The sequence below is a fragment of the Deltaproteobacteria bacterium genome, assembly GCA_019308995.1.
Taxonomy (GTDB): domain Bacteria; phylum Desulfobacterota; class Desulfarculia; order Adiutricales; family JAFDHD01; genus JAFDHD01.
The window spans coordinates 1-22,114 of record JAFDHD010000010.1 but is presented as its reverse complement, the minus strand read 5'-3'; the positions used below and the strand labels follow the sequence as shown (position 1 = coordinate 22,114).

The 22,114-nt window shown below is 54.6% G+C and carries 19 protein-coding genes and 1 pseudogene; 12 read left to right on the top strand and 8 right to left on the bottom strand.

Features of this window, described 5'->3' with window-relative positions:
- Positions 1–130 precede the first annotated feature (130 nt).
- From alaS to JRI95_03585, 3 genes and pseudogenes are all read left to right on the top strand, one after another.
- On the top strand, positions 131–2,809 hold the full coding sequence (gene alaS, locus JRI95_03595; protein ID MBW2060629.1) for an alanine--tRNA ligase: 2,679 nt from the start codon (positions 131–133) through the stop codon (positions 2,807–2,809).
- A gap of 67 nt (positions 2,810–2,876) precedes the next feature.
- Positions 2,877–4,670, top strand: a pseudogene (purD, locus tag JRI95_03590) (phosphoribosylamine--glycine ligase).
- 74 nt (positions 4,671–4,744) lie between these two features.
- The gene (locus JRI95_03585; protein ID MBW2060628.1) at positions 4,745–5,389 is read left to right on the top strand and encodes a threonylcarbamoyl-AMP synthase; all 645 of its coding nucleotides are present in this window, start codon (positions 4,745–4,747) and stop codon (positions 5,387–5,389) included.
- A gap of 352 nt (positions 5,390–5,741) precedes the next feature.
- Here JRI95_03585 and JRI95_03580 read toward each other — a convergent pair whose 3' ends face one another.
- The 7 genes from JRI95_03580 to JRI95_03550 all read right to left on the bottom strand — a co-directional run bounded on the left by JRI95_03580 (position 5,742) and on the right by JRI95_03550 (position 11,875).
- On the bottom strand, positions 5,742–6,026 hold the full coding sequence (locus tag JRI95_03580; protein MBW2060627.1) for an AbrB/MazE/SpoVT family DNA-binding domain-containing protein: 285 nt from the start codon (positions 6,024–6,026) through the stop codon (positions 5,742–5,744).
- Positions 6,027–6,342: 316 nt separating this feature from the next.
- On the bottom strand, positions 6,343–6,981 hold the full coding sequence (locus JRI95_03575; GenBank protein ID MBW2060626.1) for a CBS domain-containing protein: 639 nt from the start codon (positions 6,979–6,981) through the stop codon (positions 6,343–6,345).
- 95 nt (positions 6,982–7,076) lie between these two features.
- Positions 7,077–7,790: an ABC transporter ATP-binding protein gene (locus JRI95_03570; protein MBW2060625.1), complete on the bottom strand. Its 714-nt coding sequence runs from the start codon at positions 7,788–7,790 to the stop codon at positions 7,077–7,079.
- A complete protein-coding gene (locus tag JRI95_03565; GenBank protein MBW2060624.1) occupies positions 7,783–8,565 on the bottom strand; it encodes an ABC transporter ATP-binding protein in 783 nt (260 codons plus the stop codon). The genes JRI95_03570 and JRI95_03565 overlap by 8 nt, the downstream gene beginning before the upstream one ends.
- 7 nt (positions 8,566–8,572) lie before the next feature.
- On the bottom strand, positions 8,573–9,538 hold the full coding sequence (locus tag JRI95_03560) for a branched-chain amino acid ABC transporter permease (protein MBW2060623.1): 966 nt from the start codon (positions 9,536–9,538) through the stop codon (positions 8,573–8,575).
- Between the two features lies 1 nt (position 9,539).
- Positions 9,540–10,442 carry a branched-chain amino acid ABC transporter permease gene (locus JRI95_03555; GenBank protein MBW2060622.1) on the bottom strand — a complete coding sequence of 301 codons (903 nt, stop codon included), beginning with the start codon at positions 10,440–10,442 and terminating at the stop codon, positions 9,540–9,542.
- A 278-nt stretch (positions 10,443–10,720) separates the two neighbouring features.
- A complete protein-coding gene (locus JRI95_03550; GenBank protein ID MBW2060621.1) occupies positions 10,721–11,875 on the bottom strand; it encodes an ABC transporter substrate-binding protein in 1,155 nt (384 codons plus the stop codon).
- A 520-nt stretch (positions 11,876–12,395) separates the two neighbouring features.
- On the opposite strand from JRI95_03550, the gene JRI95_03545 reads away from it, so the two are divergent.
- The gene (locus JRI95_03545; protein ID MBW2060620.1) at positions 12,396–13,169 is read left to right on the top strand and encodes an electron transfer flavoprotein subunit beta/FixA family protein; all 774 of its coding nucleotides are present in this window, start codon (positions 12,396–12,398) and stop codon (positions 13,167–13,169) included.
- A gap of 25 nt (positions 13,170–13,194) precedes the next feature.
- Positions 13,195–14,181 carry an electron transfer flavoprotein subunit alpha/FixB family protein gene (locus JRI95_03540; protein ID MBW2060619.1) on the top strand — a complete coding sequence of 329 codons (987 nt, stop codon included), beginning with the start codon at positions 13,195–13,197 and terminating at the stop codon, positions 14,179–14,181.
- Positions 14,182–14,259: 78 nt separating this feature from the next.
- Here JRI95_03540 and JRI95_03535 read toward each other — a convergent pair whose 3' ends face one another.
- Positions 14,260–16,164 (bottom strand): GNAT family N-acetyltransferase, encoded by a 1,905-nt coding sequence (locus JRI95_03535; GenBank protein MBW2060618.1) that lies wholly within the window; start codon positions 16,162–16,164, stop codon positions 14,260–14,262.
- A gap of 380 nt (positions 16,165–16,544) precedes the next feature.
- On the opposite strand from JRI95_03535, the gene rpmH reads away from it, so the two are divergent.
- The 7 genes from rpmH to JRI95_03500 form a co-directional block, all read left to right on the top strand.
- The gene (rpmH, locus tag JRI95_03530; protein MBW2060617.1) at positions 16,545–16,679 is read left to right on the top strand and encodes a 50S ribosomal protein L34; all 135 of its coding nucleotides are present in this window, start codon (positions 16,545–16,547) and stop codon (positions 16,677–16,679) included.
- A gap of 70 nt (positions 16,680–16,749) precedes the next feature.
- The gene (gene rnpA, locus JRI95_03525; GenBank protein ID MBW2060616.1) at positions 16,750–17,097 is read left to right on the top strand and encodes a ribonuclease P protein component; all 348 of its coding nucleotides are present in this window, start codon (positions 16,750–16,752) and stop codon (positions 17,095–17,097) included.
- Positions 17,098–17,100: 3 nt separating this feature from the next.
- Entirely contained in the window at positions 17,101–17,325 is a 225-nt protein-coding gene (gene yidD / locus JRI95_03520) for a membrane protein insertion efficiency factor YidD (GenBank protein ID MBW2060615.1), read from the top strand.
- A 53-nt stretch (positions 17,326–17,378) separates the two neighbouring features.
- Positions 17,379–19,055 (top strand): membrane protein insertase YidC, encoded by a 1,677-nt coding sequence (gene yidC, locus JRI95_03515; GenBank protein ID MBW2060614.1) that lies wholly within the window; start codon positions 17,379–17,381, stop codon positions 19,053–19,055.
- A gap of 15 nt (positions 19,056–19,070) precedes the next feature.
- Positions 19,071–20,090: a Jag N-terminal domain-containing protein gene (locus JRI95_03510; protein MBW2060613.1), complete on the top strand. Its 1,020-nt coding sequence runs from the start codon at positions 19,071–19,073 to the stop codon at positions 20,088–20,090.
- Between the two features lie 73 nt (positions 20,091–20,163).
- Positions 20,164–21,561 (top strand): tRNA uridine-5-carboxymethylaminomethyl(34) synthesis GTPase MnmE, encoded by a 1,398-nt coding sequence (gene mnmE, locus JRI95_03505; protein MBW2060612.1) that lies wholly within the window; start codon positions 20,164–20,166, stop codon positions 21,559–21,561.
- Positions 21,562–21,794: 233 nt separating this feature from the next.
- Positions 21,795–22,114, top strand: a 320-nt coding sequence (locus JRI95_03500; GenBank protein MBW2060611.1) for a class I SAM-dependent methyltransferase, incomplete at its 3' end; no start/stop codon positions are given.

The window sequence follows — 22,114 nt, the reverse complement described above, 5'->3', positions numbered from 1 at the left end:
TAATTTTATACAGGCGGGATGGCGATCTCTCTTCCCTGGCAAGATACTATTTTGGACTGTATGATTAGCAGACGGTCATCAAAAGCACCTGGGGATCAGTGGAAATTACAATAAGCGAGAAACAAAAACGATGAAAGCTGAAGAAATCAGGACCAGGTTTTTAGAATTCTTTAAAAAATATGACCATACCGTGGTCAAGAGTTCGTCCCTGGTTCCCAAGGACGACCCAACCTTGCTCTTTACGAACGCCGGAATGGTTCAGTTCAAACGAACCTTCCTGAACGAGGAAAAGCGACCTTACATCCGGGCCGTTACCTCCCAGAAATGCGTCCGGGCCGGAGGCAAACACAATGACCTGGAAAACGTGGGCTACACCAACCGGCACCATACCTTTTTTGAGATGCTGGGCAACTTCTCCTTTGGCGATTACTTCAAGGCCCTGGCCATCGAGCTGGGCTGGAAACTCCTGGTTGACGAGTTCGCTCTTTCGCCGGAAAAACTTAGCGCCACGATTTATCAGGATGACGACGAGGCCGAAGACCTCTGGAAAAAGATAGTCGGCCTGCCTGGCAGCAGGATTCAGCGGTTCGGAGAGAAAGATAACTTCTGGGCCATGGGCGACACAGGCCCGTGCGGGCCTTGTTCTGAAATCCACTATGACCAGGGCCCGGATGTAGGCTGCGGCAAGCCGGATTGCTCCCCGGCCTGCGAATGCGACCGTTTCCTGGAGCTGTGGAACCTGGTTTTCATGCAGTTCAACCGCAATGCAGCCGGAAACATGATCCCCCTGCCCAAGCCTTCCATTGATACGGGCCTGGGCCTTGAACGCATCGCGGCCGTTATTCAGGGGTACTATTCCAACTATGAGTCCGATCTTTTCCGGCCTTTGATTGATTTCATCCAGGACCTGTCCGGCGTGCGTTATATTTACCAATCTGAGCGTCGGAAGGATAGAGGAGGCCACGGGAGCGACGTTCCCATCAAGACGAATGTCTCGACCCGCGTCATTGCCGATCATGCCAGAGCCCTGGCCTTTCTTATCGGGGACGGGGTTTTACCTGAAAATGTGGGCCGCGGTTATGTCTTGAGGCGCATCCTCCGCCGGGCGGTGCGTCACGGCCGGAATCTGGGATTGAAGAAGCCTTTTCTCCACCAGGTGGCTGGCCAGGTCATCGAACAGATGGGCCGGGCCTTTCCTGAGCTTCAGGATAGCGCCAGTTACATTCAGAAGATTATCTTCAGCGAGGAGGAGCGTTTTTCCGAGACATTAGACAACGGTTTGAAGCTCCTGTCCGATGAGACCCTTGGCCTCAAGGAGTCCGGTCAAAAGAGCCTTCCGGGAGAAATAGCCTTTAAACTCTATGATACTTATGGATTTCCGCTGGACCTGGTTGAGGACGTCTGCCGGGAGGAAGGAATCAAGGTTGATATTTCCGGGTTTGAGGCCGCTATGGAGGGCCAGCGGGCCAAGAGCCGGGCTTCGTGGAAAGGTAGCGGGGAGGTCGCGGTTCCCGAACCCATTTCTGGTTTGACAGCCGCCGGGTTCAAGGTTGAGGCCCTGGCCCATGAGAGGCTTGCAGCTGAGTCTGAACTCGTCCTGATTATGAAAGAAGGGCTCAAGGTTGATCGGGCTGAGGCCGGTGAGGAGGTGGAACTGGTTTTTAAAACCACGCCTTTCTATGGCGAAGCCGGGGGGCAGGTCGGTGACACGGGATGGATCAAGGGCCAGGAGGCCGCGGTCCGGGTAACCAATACCATTATTTATCCCGGCGAAATCATCGTTCATCAGGCCCGGGTCGAAACCGGGCAGATTGAGACCGGCGAGAAATTCAGCCTTGAGGTGGCTGAATCCCCCCGCCGGGATACGGCTCGAAATCACACCGCCACACACCTCCTTCACGCCGTGTTGCGGCGGGAGCTGGGGGATCATGTCAAGCAGGCCGGCTCCCTGGTCTCTCCGGACCGGCTCCGTTTTGACTTTACCCACTTCGCCCAGGTCTCACGGGAAGAACTTGATTGCATCGAGAAAAAGGTCAATGAAAAGATTCGCGAAAACCTGCCGGTTATAACGACGGTCATGCCCATGGAGGAGGCCATACAGACCGGGGCGGTGGCCTTGTTCGAGGAGCGATACGGGGACATGGTTCGCGTCGTGAACGTGCCTGATTTTTCCATGGAGCTGTGCGGCGGGACCCACACCGAAAGAACCGGGGATATTGGCCTCTTTATCGTCATGGCCGAATCATCGGCCGCGGCCGGGGTGCGGCGTCTGGAGGCCTTGACCGGGCGGGCGGCCCTGGAAGCGATTCAGGCCCAGCGCCAGACCTTGCGCACGGTCTCCGCGGCCCTTAAGACGTCACCAGATCAGGCCCCCGAGCGCTTGAACAGGGTTCAGGCGCGTCAAAAGGAACTGGAGCAGGAACTGACGACCCTGAAACAGAAGACGTCAGTGGGGCGGACCGATGAAGTCCTGGATCAGATTCAGGAAGTGGCCGGGGTTCGCCTCCTGGCGGCCCGGGTCAATATTGACAACCCAAAGGGCCTGCGGGAACTGGGCGACCACTTCAGGGATAAAATCAAATCCGGCGTGATAGTGCTGGCTGCGGAAAATAAAGGCAAGGCCTTGCTCCTGGTCATAGTTACTCCAGACCTGAAAGACCGTTTCCACGCCGGTCAGATCATTAAAGAGCTGGCTCAGATTGTCGGCGGCAGCGGCGGCGGCCGCCCGGATATGGCCCAGGCCGGCGGCGCGAACCCGGAAAACATTAACCAGGTCCTGGCCAAGGCAAAGGAAGTCCTGGCAGGATGATAAAAGGGTAAGGGGGGATTTCACCTAATCAGCCCATAAGTCAAGGTTGTTGAATCATGGAGAAACGATGAAGTTGCTAGTCGTTGGTGGCGGCGGTCGAGAGCACGCCCTGGTATGGAAACTGGCTCAGAGCCCCCGGGTGGAGCACATTTACGCTGCACCGGGGAACGCGGGGATAGCAGTTCAGGCTGAATGTGTGCCGGTTGAAGCAGAAGACCTGGACGGGCTGGTGGCCCTGGCCCTGGAGAAAGAAATTGACCTGACAGTGGCCGGTCCGGAGGCTCCTCTGACCATGGGCCTGGCGGACCGCATGACCGAAGCCGGGCTTCGGATCTGCGGCGCCACGGCTGCGGCCGCCCGGATTGAAGGCAGTAAAGCCTTTGCCAAAGACTTGATGAAAAAATACGGCATCCCAACCGCGGATTCCCGAACTTTTGACACCTATGAGGCCGCGGTTGATTATATCAAACAAAAAGCCGGTCCCCTGGTGGTCAAGGCGGACGGACTGGCGGCTGGCAAGGGGGTTCTGGTTTGTCAGACCACGGATGAGGCCCTGGACGCCCTGAGCCGCATCATGAAGGAAAGGGCCTTTGGCTCGGCTGGAGATCGGGTCGTCATCGAAGAGTTCCTCGAAGGGGAGGAGGCCACCTTCCTGATTTTTACTGACGGGAAGAATATTCAAGCCATGCCCACTTCTCAGGACCATAAGCCTATCTACGACGGAGATAAGGGGCCCAATACCGGCGGGATGGGGGCTTACTCCCCGGCGCCCGTGGTAACCCCGGAGCTTGCGGCCGAAATCATGACCAGGATCATGAAGCCCACCATCGAGGCCATGGCTGCCGAAGGCTGTCCTTATAAGGGTGTGCTTTACGCCGGCTTGATGATCAGGGAGGACGGCCCCAGGGTTTTGGAATTCAACGCCCGTTTCGGTGACCCTGAGTGCCAGCCCCTCATGCCTCGCCTCAAGACCGACCTGGTTGACATCTTTGAGGCCATCATCCAGGATCGGCTGGCCGATATACGTATCGAATGGGACGATCAGGCCAGCCTCTGTCTGGTCCTGGCTTCGGAAGGCTACCCCGGTCGTTATGAAAAAGGCCACATTATCGAGGGATTGGAAGCGGTAAAGGCCCTGCCCGATGTAGTGGTTTACCATGCAGGCACCGCAGAAAAGGATGGCAAAATTATGACCAGCGGCGGCCGGGTTCTAGGAGTGACTGCCTTGGGAGCTGATGTCGCCCAGGCCAGGGAGCGAGCCTACTCTGCCGCGGAGCTGATTTCCTGGCCGGGAAAATACTGTCGAAGTGATATTGGCATGAAGGCCCTGAAGCGGCTTAAGTGAGGATTACCAATGACCGCACCTTTAGTTGGAATTGTGATGGGCAGTGACTCCGACCTGAAGGCCATGTCCGGCGCTTCGGAAATCCTTGAAAGATTCAAGGTTCCTTTTGAGATCACGATTGCCTCGGCGCATCGTTCTCCGGCCCGGGTAAAAGACTACACCCGGTCGTCCAAGGCGCGGGGCCTGAAAGTTCTTATTGCCGGGGCCGGCGGCGCGGCTCACCTGGCCGGGACCCTGGCCGCTGAAACTAGCCTGCCGGTTATCGGGGTCCCGTTAAGCTCCACGTCCCTTAACGGTCTTGACGCTCTTCTGGCCACGGTTCAAATGCCTGCCGGTGTGCCGGTGGCCACTATGGCTGTGGGTAAGGCCGGAGCGCGTAACGCCGGCATCCTGGCCGTGCAAATCCTGGCGCTTTCCGATCAGACCCTGAGCGGTAAACTTGAGGAGTACAAGGCTGAACTGGCTCAAGATGTGGAAAAGAAGGCCGCCCGGCTCTATGGCCGCAAAGCGGGTTAAACAAGAGCTTTTTAAGGTAAATCTGGGGGAACCTTTTTTTAGGGAAAACGGTTTCCCCTAAAAAGAAGGAAGCCATGCCACGGATTTTAAAGGTTGACCCTCACCATTGCGACTACCTGGCTTTACGGCCGGTGGTGTCAAGCCTGCTGCAAGGTGAGGTCGTGGCCGGGCCGACGCAGACCTTCTACGGCCTCATGGCCGCAGCCGATCAGCCTGAGGCCATTGAACGAGTTGTTGCGCTCAAGAAGCGCCCGGTCAATAAGTCTTTACTCCTTCTTCTGGATCGTACCGTGCGCGTTGGGTGTTACGCCCGCTACCAGCCCTACTCCTTTAAACTACTGGCCCGGCATTTTTGGCCCGGTCCTCTGACCATCCTCCTTGAAGCCCATCCCGGCCAGCATCCAGCCCTGATAGGACCCCGGGACACGGTGGGGCTCCGGGTCGAAGGCCTGCCGGTTATCCGAACTCTGGTGCGCGCCCTGGATCGAGCCGTAACCGGTCCCAGCGCTAATCCAGCCGGCGCTCCCCCGGCCCTGACCGCGGACGAGGTGGCGGACTATTTTGGGGACGGCGTTGACCTGATTCTGGACGGCGGTCCGTGTCCCGGTGGTAAGCCTTCGACCCTGATTGACACCAGCACCACACCGCCGCGCCTCCTTAGAGACGGGCCTTTGAACCTGGACAACCTGCTGGCTGTTGTCCCGGACATGCGTACATGACCTCTCTCACTCCTCACCCGGAAGATCTGGTCCTTTATGAAGTTAAAGGAATTCTGGATGAACCGGTTAGCCCCGACCCGGGGCCCGGCTCCTCTTTTTTAAGGCTGCTTCAGAACGTCATGCGTGCCCAGCCTTCTCAAGATATAGGTGTCACCTTGGATTTGAAAGGTAAAGCGGTAGGTCCTGGTGATTCTTCCTTCCCAAATCTCCCTGGGGTCATGCATTTTTTTAATGTTCAAACAAGGATGGTGGGGGTCGGTAAGCAGAAGCCCCAGCTGCTTGTCGGTTGTTTTTTGAAGGCGTGGGGGGAGTGAGCGGTAATCTTGAGTAAAGCTTTTAGTAAAAGAGACTTTCACGTTTTAGATTTTTTGAGGGCTTTGAGACTGGCCTTAACGTCTTTAAAAGGGCCGACTACATCACCCTGACTAATGTCTTTATCCGCCTCTCTTTCCATTATCTGCCATTTCTTGGTATAGAAATACTCCTGATCCGGATGGACCACCTTAACAGGCCTTAAGATAATAAACTCATCTTGAGTGTCTATCTCGATATAGTCCCCTACATCAATCTTAATTTTTTTGCGAAGGCTTTGCGGGATTGTGATTTGGTAATTCTGCTTTACCTTGACGAGTTCCATGGCGATCTCCTTTTTGGAGCGTTCTTAAAGCCATTATTTTTAAAATATAAATTTTTAAAATTAAAATAGCATGTCAAGGACATTTGTCAAGCACCAGGCTCCTTGAAATCAAGGTTACTGTACCCGGGACACGAGGTGGCGCACCCTGCCCATGAAGGCAAATGATTTGTTTGAAAGTTTGACCAGGCTTTTTGTTCTCGGACCTGGACTCAAGTCTAGGAGCGCAATTAATCACACAGAGGGAGGCCGACAGAGAGAGGAGGAAACATTAGAACAGACCCTGTCCTGCTTTGATCAAAACAGATCGTCCGCCTAGCTATTCCTGTAAGGTGTAACCGGCTTTCTTGATCTCCTTGGTCAGGGATTCGGTCTTCTTGGTTTTGACCCGGATGAAGACCCTGTGTCCCTCCTTGTTTCGATGCGGAAGAGAAAAAATGGCCAGGACCGGAATCCCTTGTTTTTCTATCAGTGTGGCAATCTTGCTGAACTCGCCCGGTTTCTTTTCAAGTTCAATGTTATCCAGAGTAATGATCTCTGATTCATCCCCCGGACCCAAGAGGTGCACCAGCGCATTGAATATCTCAGTCTCTGTGACAATCCCGACCAGCTTGCCTTTTTCCACAACCGGAAACGAGCCAATGCCTAATTTGTGTCCTTTGAGAATGATGTCAAAGTTGGAGTCTTCCGGTGAGACAAGCAGCGGGTTTTTGTGCATGATGTCCTTAACTTTTAGTTTCATATACAGGTAGTTCAGTTCGTGGATGCTCAAGGTGGTTACGGCTGAGGGCGAGGCTTCGATGATATTGCGGTAGGTCACGATCCCGACGACCTTGCCTTTCTCCACCACGGGCAGGCGCCGGATTTTATTTTCCTTCATGACTTTCTTGGCATCAATGATCAACGTATCCGGGCTAACGCTTATCGGGTCCTTTGTCATCCAATGTTTGATTTTCATTGGTCTATCCTCCTCTCTTCCTGGTCCATCCCTTTATTGAACCAGTTAAGGTTTGATAACCAATCCTTATTTCCGGCGAAATAATCAAAAGACGTTCAACCCCCGAGATAGGCCTTCTTTATCTTTTCGTCGGCCAGAAGGTTGTCAGTCTGGCCCTCCAGGGATACGACCCCGGTTTCCAGGACATAGGCATACCGGGCTACCTTGAGGGCGGCGCGAGCGTTCTGTTCCACCAGAAGGATGGTGGCCCCTTGTTGATTCAGTCGTTCCAGAACCTTGAATATTTCCTGCACAAAGAGAGGCGCCAGGCCCATGGATGGCTCATCCAGAATGAGCAGCTTGGGCCTGACCATCATGGCCCGAGCGATGGCCAGCATCTGTTGCTCCCCGCCAGACAATGTCCCGGAGAGCTGGGAGTGGCGTTCTTCGAGGACCGGGAATAACTCATAAATCTCTTTTTTCAGAGCCTTAATTGTTGCTCGATTCTTGCGGCGGTAGTACAGGAAGGCCCCAAGGTTAAGGTTGTCCTCCACACTGAGGCTGGCGAAAATCTGGCGCCCTTCCGGGGCCAGGGCAATGCCGAGACTGACGATTTGTCGAGGCAGAGACCGGGTGATCTCACGGCCCTGGAAGATGATTCGGCCTTCTTTGGACCGGATGAGGCCGGAGATGGACTTGAGCAGCGTTGTCTTACCTGAGCCGTTGGCCCCGATAATGGCCACAAGGCCTCCCTCCTCAACCTTCAGGTTGACGCCTTTGAGGGCCTGGATTCCGCCGTAAGAAGCTTTTAAATCTGTAACCTCAAGCATATCCGATATCTACGCCCAGGTAGGCGTTGATGACTTCAGGGTCGGAGCGAATCACCTCCGGCCTGTCGTCCGCAATCTTGCGGCCGTAGTTGAGCACCATGACTTCTTCGGCCACATTCATCACCAGGCTCATGTCATGCTCTACCAGGATGACGGTAATCCCTGCATCCTGAATGGTTTGAAAGAGCCGGGCCGCTGTTTCTGTTTCGGTTTCATTCAGGCCGGCCGCGGGTTCATCCAGGAGGAGGAGCTTAGGCTCCGTGGCCAGGGCCCGGGCGATCTCCAGGAGCTTTTGCTGCCCCAGGGGGAGGCTGCTCGCCTCCTGATCGGCCTTATGGCTCAGGCCCACAAACTCGAGGTAGTATCTGGCCTTTTCTAAAATGGTTTTCTCTTCCCGCCGCGAGCCTGGCAGTTTCAGCCCAACGCTCAGGACCCCTTTTTTCGTCCGGACATGCCGTCCGATCATAACGTTTTGCAAGACGGACATCTCGCTGAAAAGCTCGATCGTCTGGAAGGTGCGGGAGATGCCGCGGTCGGCGATCTGGTAGGTCTTGAGCCCTGTAACGGGCTGGCTGTTGAAGATGATCTCCCCGGTGTCGGACGGGAGGACACCGGAAATGAGGTTAAAAAGGGTGGTCTTCCCGGCGCCGTTGGGGCCGATGATAGCCTTGATCATGCCTCTGGAGACGGTGAAGTCCAGATCAAAGATTGCTACCAGTCCCCCGAAGGTTTTACTGAGTGATGAAATCTCCAGGATGTTTTCAGAACGAACCATAGACGTTTCAACTTCCGGATTTCAAGCGCGGAGCGACCAGCCGGTAAAGTACGCCCGTGAGGCTGGACAGTCCTTTAGGCAGAAACATGATGATCAACAGCAGAACCAGACCATAGGCCAGGATGTCGAAGTCTTCTAAAAATATAAGCCATTCTGGCAGAAAGGTGATTAAGGCCGCCCCAAGAATGGCGCCCCAGACACTGGCCATACCGCCAACAACCACCATCATGACTAATTTAATAGAGAAAAACAGGTCGAAGACCGGAGGGTTGATAAACTGAACATAGTGGGCATAAAGGCTGCCTGCGATCGAGGCCATGACCGCGCTGATGACAAAGACCTGGATCTTGAATTTGGCCGCGTTAACCCCCATGGTCATGGCCGCAACCTCGCTGCCATGGATGGACATCAAGGCCCGCCCGACCCGTGAGTGTATAATGTTGAGACTGAAAATAAGCATAAGGATCGCTACGGCCCAGATAAGGTAGTAATTAGCCAGGATTGTATCGAAGGTAAAGCCGAAGAGGGACAGGTGAGGGATGTTGCCAAATCCGTCCGGCCCTTCGGTCAATGCTATTGATTCGTTGAAAATGATGTAGATGATTTCTCCGAAGGCCAGGGTGGCCATGGCCAGGTAATGCCCGCGGAGCTTGAGAGACGGGGAACCGACAATCACGGCCACGGCGGCTGAAAGAAGAACTCCCACCAGAATTGCTGGCCAGGGATTGATCCCGAACTTGGCAGTTAGGACACCAGATGTATAGGCGCCCAGGCCGTAAAAAGCGGCATGACCCAGGGATATCTGACCGGCATAACCCATGAGCAGCGAGAGGCCCATGGTGATCATGGCCGTCAGCCCGATAAAAGTCATGATGTCCACATAGTGGGAGATGGCCGGAATACGCCCTGTGAGCGGAAAAAACAAGATGAAAAGCGCCAGGCCCAGCACACCGATTGTATTCTTGCGCCCCATTCTAGAACTTCTTCAGCTTACTTACTTCAGCGCTGCCAAAAAGACCGCTGGGTTTAATGAACAGGACCAGAAGCAACACCGCCAGGGCCATGGCGTCCTTGTAACCGGATGATATCAACCCCGCTCCCAGAGATTCGATCAGACCCAGGATGATGCCCGCCACGACGGCGCCGTAGAAATTCCCCAGCCCCCCTAAAATACACGCCCCGAAGCCCTTGAGCGCCAGCAAGGCTCCCCGGTCGTATTCCATCAAGGCAACAGGCGTGATGATCATCCCGGCCACAGCCCCCAAGGCAGCCGAAAGCATGAAGGCCAGCATGACCATGCGCTGGGTGTTAATGCCTACCAGAGAGGCTGCTTCAGGGTTGTCCGCGCACGCACTCATAGCCTTGCCAATGATCGTCCTGGAAAAAAAGATGCTCAAGAGAATCACCAGCACCACTGTGATTCCAATAATCCAGAGTGTCTGGGGGATAACCGAGGCCCCCAGAAAAGGTATGGGGGTGTCGCCGGAAAAAGACCTTAAAGCGAATGACTGTTTACCCCAGGTGAACATGGCCAGACCCTTGATCAGAATAGAAAGGGCAATGGTGATGATGACCAGCCGTAAAACAGAACTTTCCTTGAGAGGGAAGATGGCTAGCCGTTCAATGAGCAAGCCCACCAGGCTGACGATGATCACCGTCAGGAGAAACGCGAGAGGCATGGGCAGATGGGCGAAGTTAACCAGGGTGATCATGACCAGCCCGCCCAGCATGACAAACTCACCCTGGGCAAAGTTAATGATCTCCGTGGCGTTATAAATAATGTTGAACCCCACACCGACAATGGCATAGATGCTGCCCAAAGTAATGCCAGTCAGGATGTACTGCACAAGCTGGCTTAAAAATCCGTAGTCTTCCATAACCAAAAGTACCAAAAGTTATCAGGGCCGGACATGAGTCCGGCCCCTGCGTCTGAAGGGCTGTCAGCTAAGCTGCAATCAGAAAAAGGTCCGTATCTGTGCTGTCATTGCGACCGAGGCGAAGCAATTTCTAAAATTTCTGGCACAAGACTGCCTCCCCCCTTTGCAACTGGCAGAGACACCGCTGAAAGTATTGCCTTTCTGAAAGCAACTTAGCGCTAGATTGATCCCAATCAACAATAGTTAATGCACTGATGGGAAGTCAATAATAAGGAAGACTAATCAATCAAGGCCCACTTTCCATCCTTGACTACAACCATCTCGAAAGCACTGGCATCCAGGCCGCAATGATCCAGGGCCGACATATTGAAGATACCGCCCGTACCGGCAAACCCTTTGACGTTTTCGAGGTAGTCACGAATCTTGGCCTTGTTTGGACCGACGGCTTCCAGGGCTATCCTGAGCATGTGCAAAGCGTCCCAGGCATGCCCGCCAAAGGTGCTGATTTCAGATTTGAATTTCTTCTCGTAATTGGTCTTGTAATTTAAGGCGAATTCTCGCTGGGCATTCCATTTGGGAAGGATATCCGCAAAAACCACCCGGCCAAGCGGGGCGTAGACACCCTCTGCCGCGCCGCCGGCCAGCTCAATGTAACGTTTGCTGCCAAATCCATGGCTCTCATAAAATCGAAATTTTTTATCCATGCCCAGCTGTTTCCAGTTTTTAAGCATGATGACCTGTGGCGGGGCAATGGTCCAGCCAATGATGGCCTGGGCGTCGGTCCCGCGGATCTTGGTAAGCTGTGCCGTCAGACTGGTATCCTTGGGGCCAAAGACCTCGTCAGCCACAATGGTGATCCCCATTTTCGGAGCCACCGCCTTGAGCTGGACCCGGCCGCCGGCCCCGAAGCCGGTGGTGCCGGTCAGAAGAGCCGCCCGAGTCAGGCCGTCCTTTTTCATGTGTGTGTAAATGGCTTCAACAGCCGAGGTGTCGGTCTGGGGAGTCTTGAAGACCCACTTTTTGACCGGCTCAACAATTTTGATGCTGGCCGCACACGAGATGAAAGGTATTTCGGCCTTTTCTACGACTGGAATAACAGCCATAGTGGTGCCGCTCCGGGATGGTCCAACGATGGCCAGGACATTGTCTTTTCGAATCAGCCGCTCGACCCTGGTTTTCGCCTTGGTGGCGTCACCCTCGGTGTCGTAAATGATTACTTTAACGGCATGACCATTGATGCCTCCAGCCGCGTTAACTTCCTCTTCAAACATTTTGGCTGAGTTCCGCTCGGGCTCCCCTAAAAATGACGCGGGGCCGGTTATCGCAAAGACACAACCAATTTTGTAAGGCTCCGCTGCCTGACATATAGCGGCCGGGGAAATCAATACGATTGTTAATACAAAAGACCATATGAAAAGAATACTTTTCTTCATTAGCTTATCCTCATTAAGTTGTTTTAATTTGGGATGATTGAAAAGTCCTACAAATGTCTTTTGGCTAAATATCTTACTGAATCCTGCCCCACCCCCTCTCGTTTTTGAATATGTCCTTATATAGCAATCCATTTAAAAACACAAGAGATTTCTTGGCCTGTCTTTAAGGGGAGCCTAGTTTATGAAACTCCTCTAAAGCGCTGTTCCGCTTTTAACTATCTAAGGGAAAAATAAAACTTAATCCTTAAAAAGCCTTGACACCGTGGCGGGGTTGTAGTATTCGGCTAAGCGGAAGGAACTCATTTCAATATCGAGTTCCATGATCAAAAACAGGGGGTTAGGTTCAAGGCGCAATTTAAAAAGGGAGATACACAAAAGACCGCCCTTGTAACCTGATCGAGGACAAGTCGTTTTACGAAGAGGCAGCAGCGCTATAGATAGAAACCTGTATAAGCCTTAGTGAAAAAAGATGGCATGCCTTTAAGGGCGGCCGATTGTGGCTTAAGAAAAGGAGGATGTTGTGGAAATTGTCGTTTGCCTGAAACAGGTTCCCGATACCGAGGCTCAAATTAAGATCTCCGGGGACAGCAAGTCCATTGACGCCAGCGACATCAAGTGGGTCATGAACCCCTATGATGAGTATGGTGTGGAGGAAGCGTTAAAACTGAAAGAAAAATTCAAAGGAACTGTAACCGTGGCGAGCGTCGGCCCGGCCCGAATAGTCGAGGCCATCCGTACAGCCCTGGCCATGGGCGTGGACAAGGCGATTCATGTCGAGACTGAGGGGGGTGAATTGGACCCTTATACCACGGCCGAGCTTCTGGCAGCGGCCATCAAAGAGGTGCCTTATGATTTGGTCTTCTGCGGACAGCGGGCCGTAGACAACGATCAGGCCCAGACCGGGGCCGCCCTAGCCGAGTTCTTAGGGATTCCTCAGCTCTCCCTGATCGTCAAAGTGGATGTGGCTGATGACCAGTCCAAGGTAACCGTGCAGCGGCCCATCGAAGGCCAGACGCTGGTAATCGAGTCCGGGTTACCGGCCCTTATTACGGCCCAGAAAGGTCTTAATGAACCCCGCTACGCTTCCCTGCCCGGGATCATGAAGGCCAAAAGAAAGCCGATGGATAAAAAAGATCCCGCCTCCCTGGGCGTCACACCTGAAGGCAAGCTGGAAGTGGTTCAGCTTACACCGCCGCCGGAACGGCCTCCTGGAAAGGTTATTGATGGTGAGACCGCGGAGGAGAAGGCGATTGAACTGGTTCGTTTACTCCACGAAGAGGCCAAAATCGTTTAGGCAGATATAAAAAGGAGATAGAGAAATGGCAGAAGGAATTTGGTTTGTCGCCGAGCAGAGGGATAGTGAGTTGAGAAAGGTGAGCTTCGAGGTCGCCAGTGCGGCCCGTCGCCTGGCCGATGAGATAGGCACGAACGTGACCGGGGTCCTGCTGGGCGCCGGAGTGGCGGGCGAGGCCGATAAATTGGGCGCCTACGGTGCTGACAAGGTCTTTGTCGTTGAGGATGACGCGCTCCAGCAATACACCACCGACGCCTATACCGCCGCGATCGCCAACCTGGTCAAGGAGAACGACCCGGCTATCTTGCTCATACCCGCCTCGGTTCAGGGTAAGGACCTCTCGGCACGACTGGCCGCAAGGCTCGGGGTCGGTTTGGCCATGGACTGTATTGAACTCGAACTTAATGCCGATAAAAAATTAGTAGCCAGGCGCCCTATCTATGCGGGCAAGGCCATGGCTGAAATCATACCGGCTGGCGATCCCCAGATAGCTACGTCCCGGCCCAACGTCATGGACCTGGTTGAGCCGGATGAAAGCAAGAAACCCGAAGTAGTCAATGTGCCTTTCAGTGTTGACGCCTCTGAACTCAAGACCAAGGTCACGGAGGTCCTCAAGGAAGAAAGCGGCAAGATCGAACTGACCGAGGCTAATATTATTGTTTCCGGCGGCCGAGGCATGAAGGGACCGGAAAATTACGTCATCATTGAAGAGATGGCCGCTGTGCTGGGTGCGGCCGTCGGCGCCTCCCGTTCAGCCGTGGACGCCGGTTGGCGGCCCCATTCCGACCAGGTCGGCCAGACTGGCAAAGTCGTCAGCCCGAACCTGTATATCGCATGCGGCATCTCAGGCGCAATTCAGCACCTGGCAGGCATGAGCTCCTCTAAGTTCATCGTGGCCGTGAATAAGGACGAAGAAGCCCCTATCTTTCAGAAGGCCGATTATGGTATCGTGGCCGATCTCTTTGACGCCGTTCCGGTCATGACGGAAGAATTTAAAAAGGTCCTCTCCTGATTCCTCTGAACACAGGGCGTCAGCCCACAGGTAATTCAGGCCCTCCTCAAATTCGTTTTTGAGGAGGGCCTGTTTTCTTTAACCGACGGCCCTGGACCGGAGAACCCGTGTTTTGCCTTTATCGTCTTTCTGGGTGGGATGACTGAACGGGATGGTCAATTCATAGACGCCGTTGACCAGTACGGACTTAATGGGGAACCCGGCCTTTTCAAAGACGTGCAGCATCCTTCGGTTCGTGCCCAGCACGTCCGCGGTAAACCCTTCGATACCGCGCTGTCGGGCGATCCTGATCAGCGTTTCATACATGAAGCTCGCGATGCCTTTGCCTTGATAATCTTCATCTACGATGAAGGCCACGTCAGCATAGGGACGCTTCCTGTTGCGCACATACCTTGCCTCGGCTACGATATTGCCATCGCCTTCAGGCCCGAGCAATCCAACGATGGACATGGTGTTGCTGTAGTCAATATTCACGTATTCCTGCATCTCCGCGTGCGGCATGGCCTTGATCGGACTGAAGTAGCGATAATAGACCGATTCGTCGGAAAACCGGTAGAACAGTTTTCTCATGCCATTTTCATCTGATGGCTTGATGGCTCTAAAGCGAAGGCTGAGGTCGTCTTTAAAGGTGTATGAGGTTGTGATTTCCTGAGGATAACGATGTCCGGCCTCTGAGAGGTAGATCTGGTCCGGGTAGAGGAGGTTGGCCTCCTTGGCCTGCCGCACCAGTTCGGCCCTGTCGTCAGGATGGGAAATATCTATCAAGGCCAGGGCGCGCTCCCGCACGGTCCGGCCGGCGAGAGAGACGACCCCGTACTCGGTGACGATCATGTTCAAGGCCTCGCGCGAGGTGATCTGGTTGGGGAAGTCCTCGATTGAAACCCGGACGTTTGGTTCGCCTTTAAGGTTTCGGCTGGTCAGGGCGCAGATGATACGCCCGCCGCGGGAAAGCTGCACCCCGGAAAAAACTTCCAGGGTCTCGCCCATGGCATAAGCCACGTTACTCCGGCCGATGTGCATGGCGATTCTTCCGGTCAGGTCCACCTTGCGGGTGGGCAGGATGGCCACGAAGTTATCATTGAGTCCGATGTTCCTGGGGTCCCCGACAACGTCTATTCCCTGAAATTCAACCAGCGGGTTCTGATGAAGCCAGCGCATTAGCTCCGGAGTGCCCAGGGCGTAAGACACAAGAGACTTGCCCGGGAAGAAGCTCTTGCGCCGGTTGGAAACGGCGCCGGAGTTGACCAGGTCCATAAGCGGGTCGGTAAAAAATGGAGAATGGATGCCAAGGTGCCTTTTGTGAGTCAGGTGCCTTCCCAGGGCTTCAAACAGATGGCCGGTGGCAAAGGCCAGGCAGCTGCCATCATCAATCAAGGCGGCTAGGTTGGCGGCAACCTTGTTAATAATCGGATCCAGGGGCCAGCGTTCAAAGGTGATGGGCGGCTCTTGCGCCTGCACTAACAAATCGAAGTCATCAACGTGGACATAGGTGTCGCCCATGGTGTGGGGAACGTGCTCATTGATCTCTCCCACCACCAGAGACGCTTGGTCCATGGCCTTTCTGGCCGTATCAACCGCTACGCCGATGCTGGCGTAGCCCTTGTCATCCGGAGGTGTAATCTGAACAAAGGCGATATCAATCTTGATCGCGCCAGACTCGATTAGAAGAGGGATGCGCGAAAAATTGCAGGGAATCAGGTCCACCCGGCCCGCGGTAACGGCCTCGCTGGCCACCCACCCTGAAAAAAAGGTTTTTAGCCGATATTTTTTAGGGTAGCGTTCTTCCATGGTGATGGCGTCCCCAAAGCTCATGAGCTGGATCAGTTCCAGGTCCCTGAGGTTTGAGGCGTCTGAAGTCAGGAGGTGCTGGACCATGGTCCGAGGTTCAGACACGCCCGTCCCGATAAAAATGCTCATGCCGGGCTTAATCCTTTCGAGCACCCGATCCGGGGAAACCACCTTCTTCTTCCAGGAATTGGACATGAAGCCTCTCCTGACCTGATCTTAAGATAAATTATATTTTAACACAAGGTCCATCGTACGGCTATGCTTATCATCTTTGACCCGAGCCCGGAAACAGGAGCCTGCCATTGTAAATTATTTATCGCAAGGCAAGACAGCACGGTTTTTTCCGCCCTGGCTCGGATGAATAAGCATTGCCTGAGAAAACGGGTCGCCTCCATGAAAAGCTAAGGAAGGCAAATCTGTCCTGTGGCAGAGGCAGGGAAGCCGACTCGGGCCTTAAGAAGCGACGGGTGTTATCTTTACTTTAAAACGAAAGCCTAAGAAGTCGTTGACATGGATTTTTTTTCCTGTTAGGTATATAATCCATATAAATCTTTAAGAAAGATGCGTAGATATAAATGAAGCGAACATTTCAGCCGAGCAATATCAAACGAAAACGAACCCACGGCTTTCTATCCCGAATGAGAACCAAAGGAGGCCAGCAGATAATAAAGCATAGACGGGCCAAAGGCAGAAAACGGCTTTCAGCGTAACCAGAGATCTTTTTGGAACGTAGTAAATTAGGATTGCTTTCCCAAGAGGGGCTGCCTGCCCTTAAAAAAGATGGGACAGTTCCGATTCACGAAAAAAGAGCGTCTGCTAAAACGGGGAGATTTTCTGGCGGTCTCGAAAAATCCAAGCCGGCGCATTAAGACCGACCACTTTCTTTTACTGGTTAAACCGAATCAGCTGCCTCAAGCCCGTCTTGGAATCACGGCAAGTAAGAAGGTTGGCTCAGCGGTGAAGCGAAACCGAGTCAAACGGCGCGTGCGCGAATTTTTCCGCACCCACAAGCACTTCCTGCCAGCAGGGCTTGACCTGCTGATCATTGTTTCCCGAGGTGCTGCTGATATGGACGCCGACTCGTTTGAAAGAGAACAGAGAGAATTGATCAGGCAAGCGATTCATTGAATCATGGTCAGTACGGTCTTTAAAAAGGCCTTTCTTTATTTCATCAAGGCGTATCAGTATTTTATCTCTCCCTTGTTCCCACCGAGCTGTCGTTTTCATCCAACCTGCTCCTGCTATGCCTGCCAGGCACTGGAAAAGTACGGGCCATTGAAAGGGCTTCGGCTAACTGCGATCAGGCTATTGAAGTGTCATCCCTGGCATCCTGGCGGTTATGACCCTGTCCCGTAAATCAAGGGGCTGTCTGTCTTGCTGGTTTCGAGAGTTCATACACGGAGCGACTTATGGAAAAAAGAGTTTTACTGGCGTTTGCCCTTTCCATTGCTGTTTTTGTCATCTGGTCATATTTCTTCGGGCCTGAGCCTAAGGCCCCAGAGCCTACTACAGTCCCTTCAGAAGAGATAGCTAAACGCGCTGGTGAAAGAGCTGCGCCGGTCACCCGAACAGCGGAAACGGAGTTTCCGACCCGAACGACCAAACCCCTTCCCCAGGAGACCGTTTATCGTTCCGCCAAGGAAGTTATCGTTAAAACCGACCTTTACACCGCCCGGTTTACCGAGACCGGCGGCCGTCTCACCAGTTTAACCCTTGATAAATACCGCCTAGACACCAGCCCGGGTTCTCCGCCCAAGGAGCTGGTCACGGTGGAGTCGCCGCAGGATTTTCCTTTACGAACATACTTCCTGGCTGACTCGGTGCCCGGACTTGGCAGGGCCCATTTTTCTGCGGACAGGGAAACCATCACCGTCAACTCCGCCCGTCAGCGGCAGCGGCTGACCTTCACCCATGAAACAAAGGACGGCCTGGAAGTAATCAAGGTTTTCACCTTTCACCATGACTCGTATTTGATAGACCTGGAGGTGATGCTTCGCAACCTGTCCGCAGAGACCATTGACGACAACCTGGTGCTCGAACTGACCAGCAGCGCGTTTAAGCGAAAAAAACGCTACTCTTTCGCCGGACTTGGTCTCCTGGTGGGCGACGACCTTCATGAAATAAAGATTGACAAGATCGAGAAGGGGCTGGCCAAGATCAAGCAAGGCAACTACTCCCTGATCTGGGCCGGATATGAGGATCAGTATTTCCTGGCCGTGGCTCTGCCGGAAAGACAGGACAAGACCAAGGTCAAGGCCGTTCCCCTCGGAGAACGCGGACTGCGCCTCAGCCTGATCAACTCCGCGGTCATGCTGGCGCCTCACACCGAGAAATCTTACCGCTATGCCCTGTATTACGGCCCCAAGGACTACAAGCTGCTCAAGTCGCTCAACAACGGGCTGGTGCGTTCGATCTACTTCGGCTGGTTCGATATCCTGGCCAAGCCTATTCTTGTCTTCATGCTTTGGCTGCACCAGTATGTGAAGAACTACGGGGTCACCATCATCGTCCTGACCATCCTCATTAAGATACTTTTCTTTCCGCTGACGCATAAAAGCCAAAAGTCCATGAGGGAGATGCAAAAGCTCCAGCCAAAAGTCGTGAAACTGCGGGAAAAATATAAAAATGACCGGCAGGCCATGAACCAGGAGATGATGCAGTTATATCGGAGTTATAAAGTCAACCCCGTGGGGGGCTGCCTGCCCATTGCCATCCAGATACCGGTTTTCATCGCCCTCTATCGCCTCCTGGATTACTCGCTCGAACTGAGGCATGCGCCTTTCTGGCTCTGGATTCAGGACCTTTCCGCTCCGGACCGGCTTTTTAACTTTGCCTTCCAGATCCCTTTTATGCAGGAACCGTCAGGCATCCCGGTCCTGACCCTGCTCATGGGCGCGACCATGTTTCTTCAGCAAAAAATGCAGCCCATGCCCGGGGACCCCACCCAGGCGAAGATCATGATGTTCATGCCCCTCTTTTTCACCGTTATTTTTCTCAACTTTCCCGCGGGATTGGTTCTCTACTGGCTGGTCAATAACCTGCTTACCATCGGCCAACAATTCTACACCAATAAATTCGCGTCCTAGAACACGGAGGCTCATATGCCCACAATCGAATTTGAAGGAAAAACCACTGAAGAGGCCATAGAAAAAGCTTGCAGTCAATTACACCTGGCCAAGGACGAACTGAATTTTGAAATCCTTTCCACCGGCACTTCCGGAATCTTTGGACTTCTATCCGGGAAAAAAGCCCGCATCAAGGTCACCATAGAAGAGAAGCTCTCCGCTCCGCCCGGAACCAGGACCCCCAAAGCGGCCCCTGAAAAACCTGAAGCCCCGCCCTTTTCATCCGCTCCGGCCACAGACACGACCGCCCGGACGCCCCGGCCGGGACCTAAAAAGGAGAAGAGAGCGCCGGAGCACCGGACCGAACCAATTCCAGGCCCCAGGCCTCAGCCAGATATTTCAGCGCTGACTTCGCCTACCGTGCCCGGGCCCGGCGAGGAGGTGTATCAAGGCCCTGAAGAGGAAGCCATGACCCACGCCCGGGAGGTTCTGGAAGGTATCCTTGAAAGGATGCCTCTGGAGGCCTCGGTGGCCGTCTCCAGAATCAATGACCGCATCATCCTTAATATTCAAGGAGACAACAGCGGCCTGCTCATTGGCAAGAAAGGCGTAACCCTTGACGCCTTTCAGTTCCTGGTCAACAAAATCGTGAACCGCTCCCAGGCAGAGCGCTGCCATGTCATCGTTGACACCGGCGATTATCGCACCCGCCGGCACGACGCCTTGATCAACCTGGCCCACCGCATGGCCGACAAGGCCCGCAGCACCCGGCGGCCGGTTAGCATCAGCGCCCTTTCTGCCCAGGAACGGCGCATCGTCCACCTGACCCTTAAAAACGAATCGGGATTGACGACACGCAGCAAGGGCGAAGGCAATTATAAGAAAATTATGATCTTCCCAGACCGCGCCCCTCAAGACCGACAGCCGGTCGGAGATTTTGAAGCTCAAGCCCCGTCCATGCCAGATACTGAATCCGCCCTGGCACAGGAAGAGCTGACCGACCTTGAAACGAATCACGGTTCTGAGGAACTGGAGTCACAGGCCCCGAAAGAATAGAAAAGAACGGCTGACTGGTTAGACCGTCCATCAGGAAGGTCTAAAACCCTGCAAAAGACTCCCGGGCAACGATATGGAACGGCTCCCTCATTCCGCCACCATCGCGGCCATCTCCACGGCCGTCGGCCCGGGTGGCATCGCCATCGTCCGCCTCTCCGGCCCGGACAGCTTGAGCATTATTGCAAAAATTTTTCGGCCGACCGGGTCCCGCCATCCGCTTGCGTTCCATAAGCTCTACCTCGGAGAGATCGTTGACCCTGAAACGAACCGCGCCGTGGATCAGGTCCTCTGCTCCTGTATGCGCAGCCCCCACACCTACACCCGTGAGGATGTGGTTGAGATCAATGCGCACGGCGGGCCGGTCGTAACCCGTCGCATCCTGGACCTGGTCCTGGCCGCCGGGGCCCGCATGGCCGAGCCTGGGGAGTTTACCAGACGCGCCTTTCTGGCCGGCCGCATTGACCTCTCCCAGGCCGAGGCCGTGGCCGAACTGGTGGCGGCGCGCAGCCAGGCTGAGGCCGACCTGGCCCTGGCCCAGCTCAGCGGCGAACTCCAACAGGAAGTGGAAGCGCTCAAAGAACCTCTAATTGACGTCCTGGCTCATCTTGAGGTCGCCCTGGATTTCCCGGACGAAGACGCCGAGATCATCCAGGGCGCGGAGGCGGCGAGCAGATTGACAGATGAGGTTCTGGGGCCCCTGGACAGGCTCCTTATGGCCTATGAATCCGGCCGCATCTATCGCGAGGGCCTTCAGGCCGCCATCATCGGGCGGCCGAACGTGGGCAAGTCCAGCCTGCTGAACCGGCTCGCCAGGGATGAACGCGCCATCGTTACCCCCACCCCGGGCACGACGCGGGACGTCATCGAGGTCGAGGCCCTCATCGAAGGCGTGCCCATGACCCTGGTAGACACGGCCGGTCTGGAAGCAACGGCCAGAGACGAGGCTGAGGCCGAAGGACAGCGGCGAGCCGCGGCCCGGCTGGCCGCGGCCGACCTGGTGCTGTTCGTCCTGGACCGGAGCCAGCCCTTGAGCCACGAGGATCGGCGCATCCTTTCCCTGACCCGGAACGATCACACCATTGCTGTCCTGAACAAGGCCGACCTGGCCCCGGCCTTTTCCATGCCGGAGGCTCAGGAGCTCCTGGGTTCGATTCCGGCCCTGTCCGTTTCCGCCAAGACCGGCGAGGGCCTGGCCGAACTGAAGGCCCAGATCTTTGAAAATGTAACCGGCGGCCGGACCAGCCCGAACCATGTGCCTCACCTGGCGCCAAACCTCAGGCATAAACAGGCGCTTCAGCAGGCCAGGTCGCCTCTGAGGCGCGCCATCCAGGGCCTTAAACAGGACCTGGCGCCTGAACTGATTGCCCTGGAGATCAGGTCAACCCTGGACGCAATCGGCCTTATCACCGGCCAGACCACTACGGATGAGATCCTGGACCGGATTTTTGAAAAATTTTGCCTGGGTAAGTGAGTTGGGGGAAATCATTGGAGGAACCCTTTTTTTGAAAAAAAACGGTTCCCCCAAGCCCCCTCCCAAAAAACTGTCAGGGCTGCGGCGACACACGCCGCCGCAGCCCCTGTTGAAAATTTTTGAGGGGGGTTTCAGGGGGGAACTTTTTATTAAAAAGCTCCCCCCTGAATAAATGAAATAAAACTATGACACACCGAAATGTTTCACGTGAAACAGAAAAAAACTGGCAGGCCATGCCTCTGGACAGGCTTCTCATCAAAGCCGCTCAAAAACTGGGCCTTAAGTTAGACCACGCCCAGGTCTCCATGCTCCTGACCTATCTCTCTGAACTCATTCTCTGGAACAAAAAGATCAACCTCATCGGCCCCTCCACCCCGGCCGATACGGTGGTGCGGCACCTGGCCGACAGCCTGGCCCCGCTGCCTTTTCTGCCTCAAGGCCCCTTGAGAGTCCTCGACCTGGGTTCAGGCGCGGGCCTGCCCGGGCTGGTGCTCAAGACTGTCCGCCCGAGCTGGACCGTCACCCTGTGCGAATCGAACCAGAAAAAGGCGGC

Coding starts and splice junctions, on each gene's coding strand:
- alaS (MBW2060629.1), top strand. CDS start 131: ATGAAAGCTGAAGAAATCAGGACCAGGTTTTTAGAATTCTTTAAAAAA.
- JRI95_03585 (MBW2060628.1), top strand. CDS start 4,745: ATGCCACGGATTTTAAAGGTTGACCCTCACCATTGCGACTACCTGGCT.
- JRI95_03580 (MBW2060627.1), bottom strand. CDS start 6,026: ATGGAACTCGTCAAGGTAAAGCAGAATTACCAAATCACAATCCCGCAA.
- JRI95_03575 (MBW2060626.1), bottom strand. CDS start 6,981: ATGAAAATCAAACATTGGATGACAAAGGACCCGATAAGCGTTAGCCCG.
- JRI95_03570 (MBW2060625.1), bottom strand. CDS start 7,790: ATGCTTGAGGTTACAGATTTAAAAGCTTCTTACGGCGGAATCCAGGCC.
- JRI95_03565 (MBW2060624.1), bottom strand. CDS start 8,565: ATGGTTCGTTCTGAAAACATCCTGGAGATTTCATCACTCAGTAAAACC.
- JRI95_03560 (MBW2060623.1), bottom strand. CDS start 9,538: ATGGGGCGCAAGAATACAATCGGTGTGCTGGGCCTGGCGCTTTTCATC.
- JRI95_03555 (MBW2060622.1), bottom strand. CDS start 10,442: ATGGAAGACTACGGATTTTTAAGCCAGCTTGTGCAGTACATCCTGACT.
- JRI95_03550 (MBW2060621.1), bottom strand. CDS start 11,875: ATGAAGAAAAGTATTCTTTTCATATGGTCTTTTGTATTAACAATCGTA.
- JRI95_03540 (MBW2060619.1), top strand. CDS start 13,195: ATGGCAGAAGGAATTTGGTTTGTCGCCGAGCAGAGGGATAGTGAGTTG.
- JRI95_03535 (MBW2060618.1), bottom strand. CDS start 16,164: ATGTCCAATTCCTGGAAGAAGAAGGTGGTTTCCCCGGATCGGGTGCTC.
- rpmH (MBW2060617.1), top strand. CDS start 16,545: ATGAAGCGAACATTTCAGCCGAGCAATATCAAACGAAAACGAACCCAC.
- rnpA (MBW2060616.1), top strand. CDS start 16,750: ATGGGACAGTTCCGATTCACGAAAAAAGAGCGTCTGCTAAAACGGGGA.
- yidD (MBW2060615.1), top strand. CDS start 17,101: ATGGTCAGTACGGTCTTTAAAAAGGCCTTTCTTTATTTCATCAAGGCG.
- yidC (MBW2060614.1), top strand. CDS start 17,379: ATGGAAAAAAGAGTTTTACTGGCGTTTGCCCTTTCCATTGCTGTTTTT.
- JRI95_03510 (MBW2060613.1), top strand. CDS start 19,071: ATGCCCACAATCGAATTTGAAGGAAAAACCACTGAAGAGGCCATAGAA.
- mnmE (MBW2060612.1), top strand. CDS start 20,164: ATGGAACGGCTCCCTCATTCCGCCACCATCGCGGCCATCTCCACGGCC.